Origin of the sequence: Pengzhenrongella sicca, from assembly GCF_017569225.1 — a bacterium.
Classification (GTDB): Bacteria; Actinomycetota; Actinomycetes; order Actinomycetales; family Cellulomonadaceae; genus Pengzhenrongella; species Pengzhenrongella sicca.
The window spans coordinates 1,029,634-1,042,424 of record NZ_CP071868.1; the positions used below are offsets into that span (position 1 = coordinate 1,029,634).

At 75.6% G+C, this 12,791-nt stretch carries 11 protein-coding genes; 7 read left to right on the forward strand and 4 right to left on the reverse strand.

Translation table 11 applies throughout. From position 1 onward, the window contains the following. Positions 1-42: 42 nt before the first annotated feature. From J4E96_RS04575 to J4E96_RS04590, 4 genes are read right to left on the reverse strand one after another with little or no spacing between them, the layout of a single operon-like run. Positions 43-1,140: an AAA family ATPase gene (locus J4E96_RS04575; protein ID WP_264466181.1), complete on the reverse strand. Its 1,098-nt coding sequence runs from the start codon at positions 1,138-1,140 to the stop codon at positions 43-45. Further along, positions 1,137-2,417, reverse strand: coding sequence for a DUF4350 domain-containing protein (locus J4E96_RS04580; RefSeq protein WP_227424606.1), 1,281 nt, complete (start codon positions 2,415-2,417; stop codon positions 1,137-1,139). Before J4E96_RS04580 ends, J4E96_RS04575 begins: the two co-directional genes overlap by 4 nt. Continuing rightward, positions 2,414-3,076 (reverse strand): DUF4129 domain-containing protein, encoded by a 663-nt coding sequence (locus J4E96_RS04585; protein WP_227424607.1) that lies wholly within the window; start codon positions 3,074-3,076, stop codon positions 2,414-2,416. Before J4E96_RS04585 ends, J4E96_RS04580 begins: the two co-directional genes overlap by 4 nt. Further along, positions 3,073-4,227: a hypothetical protein gene (locus J4E96_RS04590; protein ID WP_227424608.1), complete on the reverse strand. Its 1,155-nt coding sequence runs from the start codon at positions 4,225-4,227 to the stop codon at positions 3,073-3,075. The genes J4E96_RS04585 and J4E96_RS04590 overlap by 4 nt, the downstream gene beginning before the upstream one ends. Positions 4,228-4,440: 213 nt before the next feature. On the opposite strand from J4E96_RS04590, the gene mtrA reads away from it, so the two are divergent. The 7 genes from mtrA to J4E96_RS04625 all read left to right on the forward strand — a co-directional run bounded on the left by mtrA (position 4,441) and on the right by J4E96_RS04625 (position 12,761). Further along, on the forward strand, positions 4,441-5,124 hold the full coding sequence (mtrA, locus tag J4E96_RS04595; protein WP_227424609.1) for an MtrAB system response regulator MtrA: 684 nt from the start codon (positions 4,441-4,443) through the stop codon (positions 5,122-5,124). Next, positions 5,121-6,800: an MtrAB system histidine kinase MtrB gene (gene mtrB, locus J4E96_RS04600; protein WP_264466182.1), complete on the forward strand. Its 1,680-nt coding sequence runs from the start codon at positions 5,121-5,123 to the stop codon at positions 6,798-6,800. The genes mtrA and mtrB overlap by 4 nt, the downstream gene beginning before the upstream one ends. Next, positions 6,797-8,488, forward strand: coding sequence for an LpqB family beta-propeller domain-containing protein (locus J4E96_RS04605; RefSeq protein ID WP_227424610.1), 1,692 nt, complete (start codon positions 6,797-6,799; stop codon positions 8,486-8,488). Before mtrB ends, J4E96_RS04605 begins: the two co-directional genes overlap by 4 nt. A gap of 279 nt (positions 8,489-8,767) precedes the next feature. Then, the gene (locus tag J4E96_RS04610) at positions 8,768-9,565 is read left to right on the forward strand and encodes a ComF family protein (protein ID WP_227424611.1); all 798 of its coding nucleotides are present in this window, start codon (positions 8,768-8,770) and stop codon (positions 9,563-9,565) included. A gap of 263 nt (positions 9,566-9,828) precedes the next feature. Continuing rightward, complete coding sequence (gene hpf, locus J4E96_RS04615; RefSeq protein WP_227424612.1) at positions 9,829-10,491, forward strand: ribosome hibernation-promoting factor, HPF/YfiA family; 663 nt, start codon at positions 9,829-9,831, stop codon at positions 10,489-10,491. Positions 10,492-10,572: 81 nt separating this feature from the next. Further along, complete coding sequence (locus J4E96_RS04620; protein WP_227424613.1) at positions 10,573-11,823, forward strand: winged helix-turn-helix domain-containing protein; 1,251 nt, start codon at positions 10,573-10,575, stop codon at positions 11,821-11,823. Then, entirely contained in the window at positions 11,820-12,761 is a 942-nt protein-coding gene (locus J4E96_RS04625) for an EamA family transporter (protein ID WP_227424614.1), read from the forward strand. Before J4E96_RS04620 ends, J4E96_RS04625 begins: the two co-directional genes overlap by 4 nt. Positions 12,762-12,791: the final 30 nt, after the last annotated feature.

A 12,791-nucleotide genomic window follows, 5' to 3' on the forward strand; every position in this document is an offset into this window, starting at 1 on the left:
CGGCCCGGCCCGCCGGGAATGACAGCTGAGAGGGCATCGGCGTCAGCGGGGGACCGGGACCGCGGCGAGCACGGTGTCCAGCACGCTCTCGGCCGTGACTCCCTCGAGCTCGGCCTCGGCGCGCAGCTGCACCCGGTGGCGCAGCGTGGGGTGCGCGAGCGCCTTGACGTCGTCGGGCGTGACGTAGGCGCGGCCCACGAGCCACGCCCACGCCCGTGCGGTCGCGAGCAGCGCCGTCGCGCCGCGGGGGGAGACGCCGAGGGACAGCGACGGCGAGAGCCGGGTCGCGCGGCAGACGTCGACGGCGTACCCGAGCACCTCGCGCGAGACCTGCACGCGCGCGACTTCGGCGCGCGCCCGGGCCAGCACCTCGATGCCCGCGACCGGCCGGATGCCGGCGGCGCGCAGGTTGCGGGGGTCGAAGCCGGCCGCGTGCCGGGCCAGCACCTCGATCTCCTGGTCGCGCTCCGGCATCGGCAGCACCAGCTTGAGCAGGAACCGGTCGAGCTGCGCCTCCGGCAGGGAGTAGGTGCCCTCGTACTCGACGGGATTCTGCGTCGCGATGACCAGGAACGGGTCGGGCAGCGGGCGCGGCGTGCCGTCGACGCTCACCTGCCGCTCCTCCATCGCCTCGAGCAGCGAGGCCTGCGTCTTGGGGGGCGTGCGGTTGATCTCGTCCGCCAGCAGCAGGTTCGTGAAGACCGGCCCCTTGCGGAAGGAGAACTCGGCCGTGCGCGCGTCGTAGACCAGCGAGCCGGTCACGTCGCCCGGCATGAGGTCGGGCGTGAACTGCACGCGCTTGGTGTCGAGGTCGAGCGCGGCGGCCAGCGAGCGCACGAGCAGCGTCTTGGCCACGCCCGGGACGCCCTCGAGCAGCACGTGGCCGCGGCACAGCAGGGCGATGACCAGCCCGGTCACGGCGGCGTCCTGCCCGACGACCGCCTTGGCGACCTCGGCACGCACAGCGCCGAGGGCGTCGCGCAGGTCTGTCTCGGGCGGAACAGGGTCCGGGCGGGGAACAGAGTCCGTGGGGGGAACAGAGTCCGTGCGGGGAACAGAGTCCGCGGGGGGCCCGGAGTCAGTGACGGGCTCCGCACCGCTCGGGTCGGTTGGCGGTGCCTCGGGGTATGCCTCGGTCACAGGTGGTGAACCTCGCTCTCCAGGTCGTCCAGCCGCCGGGCCAGCAGCTCCAGCCCGGCGTCGTCGGTCGGTGGTGGTCCGTACAGCAGCGCCGCCACGTCGTCGGTGCGCCGCCCCGTCGCCGCGGCGAGCGCGTCGATCACAGCATGCGCCCCCGCCGTCCGGGGCAGGCCGACGCGCGCCGCCGCGCGGGACGCGGTGCCGGCGCGCAGGGCCGCCGCCGCGTGCCCGTACACGCGCGAGCGGCGATAGAGCCGCCCGCGCCCGCGGGTCGTCTCGGCGGCGCGGACGATGACGGGCAGCGGCTCGGTGACGAGCCGCCCCAGCCGGCGGCCCCGCCACACCGCGGCGACCGCGGCGACGAGCAGCAGCTGGAGCCCGACGACCGGGGCCCACGGCGGCAGCAGGTCGCTCGTGCCCGGCCCGGCGGCCTCGGTGCCGAAGTCCGTCGACGACGGCACGTACCAGGTCAGGGCCTCGTGGCGGCCGAGCACGCGGAGCGCCAGCGCGGCGTTCCCCTCGGCCGTGAGGGCGTCGTTCGTCAGGATCGACCGGTCGCCGAGGGCGACGACGCGGCGCGCGCCGTCGTCGACGGCGAGGTAGGCGCCCGCCCCGCCGGCAACCGCAGGGAAGCAGACGACCGCGTCGGGGGTGCGCGCGAGGTACCCCGCGCCGCCGGTGCGGATCGAGCCCGCGGTCGCGGCGTCGTCGTCGGCGCACTCGGCCTGGCGCACGGACGAGCCCGCGGCCGGGGCGACGTCGGCGACCTCGCCGGCGGTCGTCACCGCGTCGAGCAGGTACGCGTCGGGGTCGAGCAGGACGAGGTCCGCCTCGGTCGCGGCGATCGCCTCGACCTGGTCGTCGCCGAGGAGCGCGCTGCCGGTCACGAGCAGCGTGCTGCCGGCGACGGCGGCCTGCACGGCCTCGCCCGAGGTCCGGACGTAGCGGATCTCGACGCCCTGGCGGCCGAGGATCTGGGCGACCGCGCGGGCGCCGGTCCCCGCGGGGTTGTCGGGGGCGAGGGCCACGCTCGAGGTGACGGGCTGCGGCAGGGCCGCGGCGACGGCGACGATCGCGACGAGGCTCGCCAGGGCGAGCGGCCAGCGCCACCGGCGCCAGCGTCCCCGCGCGCGGGTCCGGGCGGTCGTGCCGTCCCCGACGACGGCGCGCCGCGGCTGCGCGCGCACGGCCGGGTCCGCGCCGGGTGAGCTCGCCGGGATCAGTGCGGGCGCAAGCGCGGGCGCGGCGCTGCCGGCCGGCGGCACGGGCACGGTCACGGCGCGTCGACCAGCGGTCGGGCGGCGGGCGCGGCGGGCCGGGTGCCGGCCGCGGCGGCGTCCAGGCCGCGCAGCCACGCGTCGTCGGCCGGGCTCGCCGCGGCCTTGCCGTAGAAGACGTCGTCGAACAGCCGGCTCGCGCGCGCCAGGTCGCCCGCGTGCGCCGGCAGGACGGCGCCCGCCGTGAGCGCCGCCTCGTGCGCGGTCCGGCCGGGCCGCTCGTCGAGCAGCGCGCGCTCCTCGAGCCCGCGCACGATGGCCCGGAACCGCTCGAGCACCGCGGCGGGCCAGTCGCCCCGCGCCGCCTGGGCATCGGCCGCGGCGCGCAGGTCGGCGGCGCTGCGCGCGTCGGCGCCGAGCACGACGGCCGACGACGCCGCCCGGCGGGCCAGGCGGACCGGGCCGGCCACCCAGAACGCCACGGCGACGACGATCAGCACGGCGAGCACCACCAGCGCGGCGACGACTCCCGCGGGCAGGCCCAGGCCCGGTACCTCGACGCCGTCGAACAGTGACACGAACCAGTCGATGAACCGGTCGAGCAGGCTCCGGCCCTGCCGGTACACGGGGTCGGCCAGCTCCTGCGTCGCCCAGCGGCGCGCCGTCGGCGCGTCCGGCGTCACCGGCACGTCAAGGAGCAGGCGGCCCGGACCTCTCACGCTCGGGGCTCACCCGCCGCGCGAGCCAGCTCGACGTCGAGGCCTTCGCGGCGCATGCGCACGTCGATGTACAGCAGGGCGATGACGGCGGCGGTGAACACCGTCGTCAGGGTGAGCGCGACGATGTTCGAGACGCCCAGGATGACCAGGTAGCCGAACGAGGTGGTCTCGCCCTGGGTGATGAAGGTGGCGATGGCGGTGGCCGGGACGGTGATGATCGCGCTGACGATGTTCACGATGACGGACGTGAGCAGGTAGATCCCGAGCAGGCGCCAGTAGCTCCCGCGCGTCAGCTTCCACCCGCGCACGATCGCGGAGCCGAAGCCGGCGCCCTCGAGCATGATCGCCGCGGGGATCAGGAGCGTGCGCACGAGGAGCCAGAAGCTCGCCACGACGATCAGCAGCGAGCCCACCAGGGCGATCACGACCGCGAGGATCTCGGCGTCGTTGGTCCCCACGAGGACGATGACCGCGACGAACGCGCCGAGGATCACGGACGTCGCGAGCGCGACGAGGATGGTGAACAGCACGACCAGGCCGACCCGGCCGCGGTACGTGCGCCAGACCTCGCCGATCGTGACCGTCTGGCCGAGCACCGAGCGGCTGACCGCGACGATGAGCAAGCCCGTGAGCACCGTCGTCGCGAGCGAGATCGCGGGCAGGGTGAACAGCTGGGCGAGCAGCGGCGCGAGGGTGTCGGCGAGCTCGAGCTCGCCGGTCGGGTCGACCTGCGCGGTCAGGTCCTGCGCCGGCCCGGCGAGCAACCCGCCGATGTACCACTGCACGACGGTCTGGATCGCGACCGTGATCGTCACCACGAGCGCCGTGAGGCCGAACATCACCCGCGGGTTCGCGCGGATCGCGCGGAAGGCGCCGTCGAGGATCTCGCCGAGGCCGAGCGGCCGCAGCGGGATGATGCCGGGCTGCGCGGCGGGCGGCCGGTAGCCGCCGGGCGGGCCGTAGCCGGGCGCCGTGCCGTAGCCGGGCGCCGTGGGGTAGCCGGGAGCGGTGGGGTAGCCGGGCGCCGCGGGAGGTCCCGGGGCCGCGGTGTAGCCGGGGGTGTCCTGATAGCCGGGGCCGCCGGAGTAGCCGGGTCCGGTGGGCGTCGGGTACCCGGGCGGCGTCGGCGGCTCGTGGTCTGGGCTGGTCATTGCGGACTGCTCCCCTGCTCCTGCGCTGCTCGCGGACGCGAGCCGCGTGATGGACACGCCCGCGCAGCTCGAGGTGGCTCGGCCCGCTCGCTCGCCTCCGCGAGCCCATCGTGCCACGCGGCGCGGCCGCCGGGGCGCTCGCCGACCGGCCCGGGCGGGTGATTGCGGGCTCTCGCGCACGTGTCCTGACGTGCGAAGTGACACGATGGGGTCATGAGAGGTCGTGTATTGGTCGTCGACGATGACGTCGCGCTCGCGGAGATGATCGGCATCGTGCTCCGGGCGGAGGGTTTCGACCCGGTGTTCTGCGCCGACGGCGATCAGGCGCTCGGGGTGTTTCGCAGCTCCCAGCCGGACCTGGTGCTGCTCGACCTGATGCTCCCGGGCAAGGACGGCACCGAGGTGTGCCGGCTGATCCGCGCCGAGTCCGGCGTCCCGATCGTCATGCTCACCGCGAAGAGCGACAGCATGGACATCGTCCAGGGCCTCGAGTCCGGCGCGGACGACTACATCTCGAAGCCGTTTAAGCCCAAGGAGCTGGTGGCGCGGATCCGGGCCCGGCTCCGGCGCACCGACGACGCGGCGCCCGAGCACCTGTCGATCGGCGACCTCGAGATCGACGTCACCGGGCACCGGGTCAGCCGCGACGGCGCCCCGATCTCGCTGACCCCGCTCGAGTTCGACCTGCTCGTCGCCCTGGCCCGCAAGCCGTGGCAGGTGTTCACCCGCGAGGTGCTGCTCGAGCGCGTGTGGGGCTACCGCCACGCCGCCGACACCCGGCTGGTCAACGTGCACGTCCAGCGGCTGCGGTCGAAGATCGAGGCCGACCCGGAGCGGCCCGAGATCGTGATGACCGTCCGTGGCGTCGGCTACAAGGCGGGCGCGACGGCTCGGTGAGGCGGACCTGGCGCCGTGCCCGTGTCCGGATCCGGTGGCTGGCCCGGACCGTGCTGCGCGGCTGGCGCACGTCCCTCCAGGTGCGCGTCATCACCTCGACGATGGTCATCGGGCTGGCGACCGTGCTTGCGCTCGGCGGGTACCTGACCGACCGGATCCGGGACGGGATGTTCAGCCAACGCCTCGAGGAGGTCCTCGACGAGAGCGCGCGCTCGACGCTGCAGGCGCAGGACACCTTCGACGCGGCGCCCGCGGACGCCCAGCTGCAGCAGCTGTTCGTCGACCTCGTCAAGGCGCTGCAGGTGGGCGGCTCCGGCCAGCGCGACGTGTTCATCCAGCGGCCCGTGGTCCGGGCCGGCGGCGCCCCGGTGTTCGTCAACTCGTTCGTCTCCGACGAGCGGCTCGTGCCGCTGATCAGCGACGAGCTGCGCGAGAGCGTCGGCGCCGGCGACGGCCAGCGCTACCAGTCGGTCGCGATCCCGGCGGGCAACCCGATCGGGGCTCGGCTGGAGCCAGGGGTCATGGTCGGCTCGACGGTGAGCGTGCCCGGGACCGGCTCGTACGAGCTCTACTTCCTGTACTCCTTCGCCCCGCAGCAGGAGACGTACGACCTCCTGCTGCGCACGCTCGTCACGGGCGCGTTCACGCTGGTCGCGCTGCTCGGGGCGATGACCTGGCTCGTGACGCGGCAGACGGTGCTGCCCGTGCGCAACGCCGCCGCGGTGGCCGAGCGGCTCGCGGACGGGCACCTCACCGAGCGGATGCACGTGCGCGGCGAGGACGAGATGGCGACCCTCGCGCGGTCCTTCAACGAGATGGCCGAGTCGCTCCAGGTCCAGATCCATCGGCTCGAGGAGATGTCGACCCTGCAGCGCCGGTTCGTCTCCGACGTCTCGCACGAGCTGCGGACGCCGCTGACGACGATCCGGATGGCGGGCGAGGTGCTGCACGGCGCCAAGGACTCGTTCGAGCCCGCGATCCGGCGCTCGGCCGAGTTGCTCACCCAGCAGCTCGACCGGTTCGAGGACCTGCTCGCGGACCTGCTCGAGATCAGCCGGTTCGACGCGGGCGCCGCGATGCTCGACGCCGAGGGTCGGGACGTGCGCGTCGTCGTCGCCGCCGCGGTCGAGCAGGCGATGCCGATCGCCGCGAGCCGCGGCACGTTCGTCCAGGTGAACATGCCGGCCGAGCCGTGCACGGCGGACATCGACCCGCGCCGCGTCGAGCGGGTGCTGCGGAACCTGCTCGTCAACGCGATCGAGCACGCCGACGGCAGCACGGTCGAGGTGACCGTGGCCGCGGACGCGCGGGCCGTCGCCGTGACGGTCCGCGATCGGGGGGTCGGGCTGACGGCGCAGGAGGCGGAGCACGTGTTCGACCGGTTCTGGCGCGCCGACCCCGCGCGGGCGCGCACGATGGGCGGCACCGGTCTCGGCCTCGCGATCTCGCTCGAGGACGCGCGCCTGCACGGCGGCTGGCTCGAGGCCTGGGGGCAGCCGGGGCGGGGCGCGTGCTTCCGGCTCACCCTCCCGCGGCGCGCGGGGATCCAGCTCGTCGGGTCCCCGCTCCCGCTCGTGCCGGCGCCCGACGAGCCCTTCGCCGCGGTGGACGCTGGGGAGCACGGCGCCAACGATCCGGCCGCGCTGCCGGACCTCGACCACCTGGAGCTGCGATGAGTTCCGCACGCGCCCTGCGCCGCGCCGCGGTCGCCGTGATGGTCGCGGCGACCCTGCTGCTCGCGGGCTGCATCGGGTTGCCCACCTCCGGGCCGGTGGGCGAGGGCGACGGCGCGGTCGACGCACCTGGCCCCGTCTTCCCGCTCGCGTACAGCCCGGACGTGGGCGCGGACGCGCAGGCCATCGTGCAGGGCTTCCTCGCCGCGAGCGCCGCCGGGCTGAGCGACAACTACGCGGTCGCCCGGCAGTACCTGGCCGGCGCCGCGCAGGCGACGTGGCAGCCGTCGGACGGCGTCGTCGTGTACTCGACCGCGTCCGGGCTCGACCTCGCCCAGGTCACCGAGACGCAGATCAGCGTGACGCTGCCGGTCGTCGCGACGCTCGACGCGGACGGCCGCTACGCCGAGGGCGCCCCGGGCGCGCAGCAGGACGCGGTGTTCGAGATGCTGCGCAACGCCGACGGGCAGTGGCGGATCTCCGGCCTCAGCGACGGCGTCATGCTCTCCGAGCCGATCTTCTCGACCGTGTACCGCGCGACGTCGCTGTATTTCCTGACCCCCGCGCGCGACCTCCTGGTGCCCGAGGTGCGCTGGTTCCCGCAGCGCAACACCCCGACGTACGCCGTGCGGGCGCTGCTGTCCGGGCCGACGCCGTGGCTGCTCGACGCCGTGACCACGGCGTTCCCGGCGGGCACGCGGCTGGCGGTCGAGTCGGTGCCCGTCGATGCCGACGGCGTCGCCACCGTCGACCTGACGGCGGCCGTCGCGGGCGCGAGCTCCGCGGACCGGGCGCTGCTCAAGGCCCAGCTCGAGCACGTCCTCGAGCCGGTCGGGGTCCGGTCCGTCAACGTCTCGATCGGCGGGCTCCTCATGGCGGACCCCCTGGCCGCCGACCTGCCGAGCGACCCCGCCCCCACCGGTGGGCTCGAGGCACTGAGCGGCGGACGGCTTCAGCGGCTGTCCGGCTCGGCGTTCGAGCCGGTCGAGACCGTCGGCCCGCTCGACGGGCTCGACGCGCGGAGCCCGGCCGCCGGCGTCGACGGCGATCCGCAGGTGCTGCTGTCGGGGCCGGACCGGCTCGTGCTCGCGCCCACCGCGACGGCCGCCGCGCAGACCCTGCTCACCGGCACGGCGCTCCTGGCGCCGTCGGTCGACGAGCTCGGCTGGATCTGGTCGGGCCCGGCGGCGGCCGCGGGCTCGCTCCAGGTCGTGCGCGCCGACGGGACGACCGTCGTCGTCGGCGCGGGCTGGCTCGAGGACCGGACGGTGCGCTCGATCAGGGTCTCGCGCGACGGCACCCGGATCGCCGTCGTCTCGACGGGCCCGGACGGCCCGACGGTCGACGTCGCGGGCGTCGTGCGCGACTCCTCGGGTGCGCCCCAACGCCTCGGCGACCAACTGCGCGTCGGCGCGCGGCTGACCAACGCGACGCAGGTCGACTGGGTCGACGAGTCGACGCTGGCCGTGCTCGGCACCAGCGGCACGATGACCGGCCCGACGATGCACCTCGTGCCCATCGCGGGTCGCACGCGCGCGCTGCCGGCCCTCGAGGGCGCGAACGCGATCGCGACCGGCAAGGGCGAGCGGGCCCTGTATCTCGGCAGCGACGACGGCTCCCTGTTCACCCTGCAGGGCACGAGCTGGCGCGAGGTGGCCACCGGCGTCACGAGCCCGACCTACTCGCGCTGACTCGGCCGGGCGGATGCTGGCTCTGTCGATCCCGCTGACTCGGCCGGGCGGGCGCTGGCTCTGTCGATCCCGCTGACTCGGCCGGGCTCGAGTGTGGGCGTTCGACTCTCAACGGTTCGAGTGTGTTCATTCGGTCCCCACCGCGCGCGTCTGACCAGCAGATCGCCCACACGTGCGTACCTTCCAGCAGAACGCCCACACTCGCCACGCTCGTGAGCCGGTGCGCAGATCGGTGTGCAGAACGCGCCACCAGAGGCGGCCAGGGGAGACCCTGAGCCGATGGAGGGTGCGCGGTGGCCGGGCGAGCTGCGGGCGGCCGTGCGGGACCTCGGGCGGCTCGTGCTGCCGGTCGAGTGTGCGGGCTGCGGCGCCTTCGACGAGCCGCTGTGCGAGCGGTGCCGCGCGCTGCTCGCCGGCCCGCCTGTGCGGTGCGAGCGGTCGGCGCCGCGCCTGGACCGGCTGGACGGCCGGCTGCCGCTGCCGGTCTGGGCGCTCGCGCCGTACACGAGTCCGGTGCGCGAGCTCGTGGTCGCCTGGAAGGACCGCGGTCGCGTGGACCTGACCGCCGCGCTCGGCGAGGCGCTCGCGGCCGGCACGGCCGACGTGGCCCGCGCCCTGCGCGCGCTGCCCGCGACCGGGCCCGGTCCGGCGCGCCTGCCCGTGCTCGTCGTCCCCGCCCCGTCCGCGGGTGCCGCCCGCCGACGCCGCGGCGTCGACCTGGTCGGCGAGCTCGCCGTCGCCGTGGCCCGGGCGTGCACCGCGGTAGGCGTGCCCGCCCAGGCGGCAGCGGTGCTCGCGCAGCGGCGCGGGGCGCGCGACCAGGTCGGGCTCGGCGCGCGTGCCCGGGGCGGCAACCTCGGCGATCGGGTTCGCTGGCGCACGCGGGCGCCGCTGCCGGCGCCGGGGCAGCCGGTGCTGCTCGTGGACGACGTGCTGACGACCGGTGCGACCCTCGCGGCCTGCGAGCGAGCGGTCGAGCGCGCCGGTGCCCGCGTCGTCGGCGCTCTGACGCTCGCGGTGACGCCGCCCCCCGGCGGGTTCGGCTCGGCCGGGCCGACGGCGGCGGGCCGCCCGTGACGCTCGCGGGCGACCGTTGACCATTTCACCCTCGACGAGGGCCCGGGTCCGCGGTTGGTGCCTCCGGTGCGGGGGGTTACGGTGGTGTCACGGTCGCAGCACGGACCCCGGCAAGGACGCGAGGACGGTCCTTCCCGGCGGACGCTGCCGCGGGCGCGGGAGGAGGTGGCGAGCGACTGAACGCCCCGCGGGGGCGAGTCAGCATCAGCACGTCCGTCTGGTGGCCAGGACACGCGCCACCACAGAGCCTGCCGGAGGTCCGCATGGAGATCGTCGTTGTTGGTCGGCACACTGAGCTGCCCGAGAGGTTTCGGCTGCACGTAGAGGACAAGCTCGCGAAGATCGGCCTGCTCGCGCCCACGGCGCAGCGCATCGATGTCGAGGTCACGCACGAGACGAACCCGAGGCTCTCGGGGATCTCGGAGCGCGTCGAGCTCACGGTCCGCGACAAGGGTCCGGTGGTGCGCGCAGAGGCGTCCGCGGACGACTCGTACGCGGCGCTCGACCTCGCGACCACGAAGCTCCAGGAGCGCCTGCGCCGCGCTCGGGACCGGCACAAAGACCACCGCACCAACACCCCGCTCGCTCCGGTCGACGTGCGCCCCGCGCCCGTCCTGCCGGCGGTGCCCACCCCGGTGTCACCCGCTCCCGGCGAGGCGGTCGAGCACATGCTCGGCGACTCGCCCGTGATCATCCGCGAGAAGGTCCACGAGGCGACCCCGATGACCGTCGACGACGCGCTGTACGAGATGGAGATGGTCGGGCACGACTTCTTCCTCTTCATCGACGTCGAGACGGCCCAGCCCGCCGTTGCCTACCGGCGCCACGGATGGAGCTACGGCGTGATCAAGCTCGACAAGCCCGTCGCGATCGGCGCGCCCGCCCACGCGGGCACGGTGCGCCCGGCGCAGCAAGCCGCGGGCTGAGGCAGGTCCCGGGCGTGAGCGGCTGAGGTTCGCGGCGCCCGGGTGACACCTCGTGTGGGTGCGGGGCGGGAGGATGGGCCGGTGCCTTCCTCCCGCCCCGTCGACGCGCTCAGCCTCAGCCAGGCCCGGCGCGTCGCGATCGCCGCACAGGGCCTCGACCGACCCCGTCCGGGGCCCGACTCGGTCGTCACGATGCGCCACCTGCAGCAGGTCATCGACCGCATCGGCCTGCTCCAGATCGACTCGGTCAACATCCTGGCCCGCGCGCACCTGATGCCGCTGTACTCGCGGCTCGGCCCGTACGACCCGGCGCTGCTCGACCGCGCCTCGGGGAGCGCCCCGCGGCGGCTCGTCGAGTACTGGGGCCACATGGCCTCGTACGTGCCACCGAGCACGTACCGCCTGCTCGAGTGGCGCCAGCGCGCCTACCGGACCGAGGCGTGGGGGAGCATCAGCGGGGTCGAGCTCGCGCACTCGGGCGTCGTGGACCAGATCCGCGACCTCATCGCCGACCGTGGGCCGATGACCGCGAGCCAGGTGCACGCGCTGTTCGAGGCGGACCACCCGCGCACCTCGACCGAGTGGGGCTGGAACTGGACTGTCGCCAAGACGGCGCTGGAGTTCCTCTTCTTCACCGGCGAGGTCACGTCGGCGCGGCGCAACGCGGCGTTCGAGCGCTGCTACGACCTCACCGAGCGGGTGCTCCCGCCCGCCGTCGTCGCGGCGGCGCCGATCGCCGACGACGACGCCGTCCGCGCGCTCGTCGAGATCTCCGCGCGGGCGCACGGTGTCGGCACGCTGCGCTGCCTCGCGGACTACTTCCGCCTGCGGCCCGAGCCCGCGCGCCGCGCCGTCGGCGAGCTCGTCGACGCCGGCGTGCTCGCGCCGGTCACCGTGACCGGCTGGGACCGGCCGGCCTACCTGCACACGGGCGCGCGGCGGCCCCGGCGGTCGGCCGCCCGGACCCTGCTGAGCCCGTTCGACCCGCTCGTGTTCGAGCGTCGGCGGCTCGAGGAGCTGTTCGGCATGCGGTACCGGATCGAGATCTACGTGCCCGCGGCGCAGCGCGTGCACGGCTACTACGTGCTGCCGTTCCTGCTCGGGGAGCGGCCGGTCGCCCGGGTCGACCTCAAGGCGGACCGCGCGGCCGGCCGCCTGCTCGTGCTGGCGGCGCACGCCGAGCCCGGGGCGCCGCCGACGACGGCAGCCGAGCTCGCGGCCGAGCTCCGGGAGCTGGCCGGCTGGCTCGACCTGGGCGACATCGAGGTGGTCCTGCCGCACCGCGGCGACCTCGCGGCGGCGCTCGACGCGGCGCTGCGACGCGCCCCATGAGGCGCCCGACCCCGGCGTCGGCAGGCCCGACGGCGCCCGGCCGGCCCGCGACGATGCGGCCGCGCGACTTCGCGCTGGTCGCGGGCGGCGCCGTGGCCTGGGGGACGGGCGGCATCGCGGGCTCGCTCCTGGCGGCGGGCAGCGGCCTGTCGATGCTCGCCGTGGCGAGCTATCGCCTGCTCGTCGGCGGCGCCATCGTGGTCGTCGCCCTCGCCCTCGCCGGCCACCTGCGCCGCGTGCCGGTCTCGCGACCCGTCGCGGCCCGGGTCGCGGCGACCGGGCTGCTCGCGGCGCTGTACCAGGGCTGCTACTTCGCTGCCGTCGCGCTCACGACCGTGAGCACCGCGACCCTCGTCGCGCTCGGGGCGGCGCCGATCCTGGTCGTCGCCGCGACGGCCGTCTCCACCCGGCAGCGGCCGACGGCGCGGGTCACCGTCGCGGCCGCCGCGGCGCTCGCGGGGCTCGCCCTCCTGCTCGGCGCGCCCGCGGCGTCGTCGGCCGGCGCCGGCGCGGCACTGGGGCTCGGGCTCGCCCTCGCCGCGGCCGCAGCGTTCGCCGCGATGACCATGCTGAATCGGCGCCAGGTTCCGGGCCTTGACCCGCTCGCGCTCACCGGCCTGTCGTTCACCGCCGGCGGCCTCGTGCTGCTCCCGCTCGCCGCGCTCGGCGCCGGCCTCGGCGCGCCCCACGGGGCGGCCGGGTGGGTGCTGCTGGCCTTCCTCGGCCTCGTGCCGACCGCCGGCGCGTACGGCGCCTACTTCGCCGGGTTGTGCCGGGTGCCGGCGACGACGGCTGCGCTGCTGGCGCTGCTCGAGCCACTCACGGCGGCGGCGTGCGCGGCGCTCGTGCTCGGCGAGCGGCTCGGCCCGCTCGGTGTGGCCGGCGGTGCCCTGCTCGTGGCCGCCGTCGTCCTGCTCCGACCGCGCCGCTGGGGCTGATCCCGGGCCGTCGCTCGCCTACGATGAAGT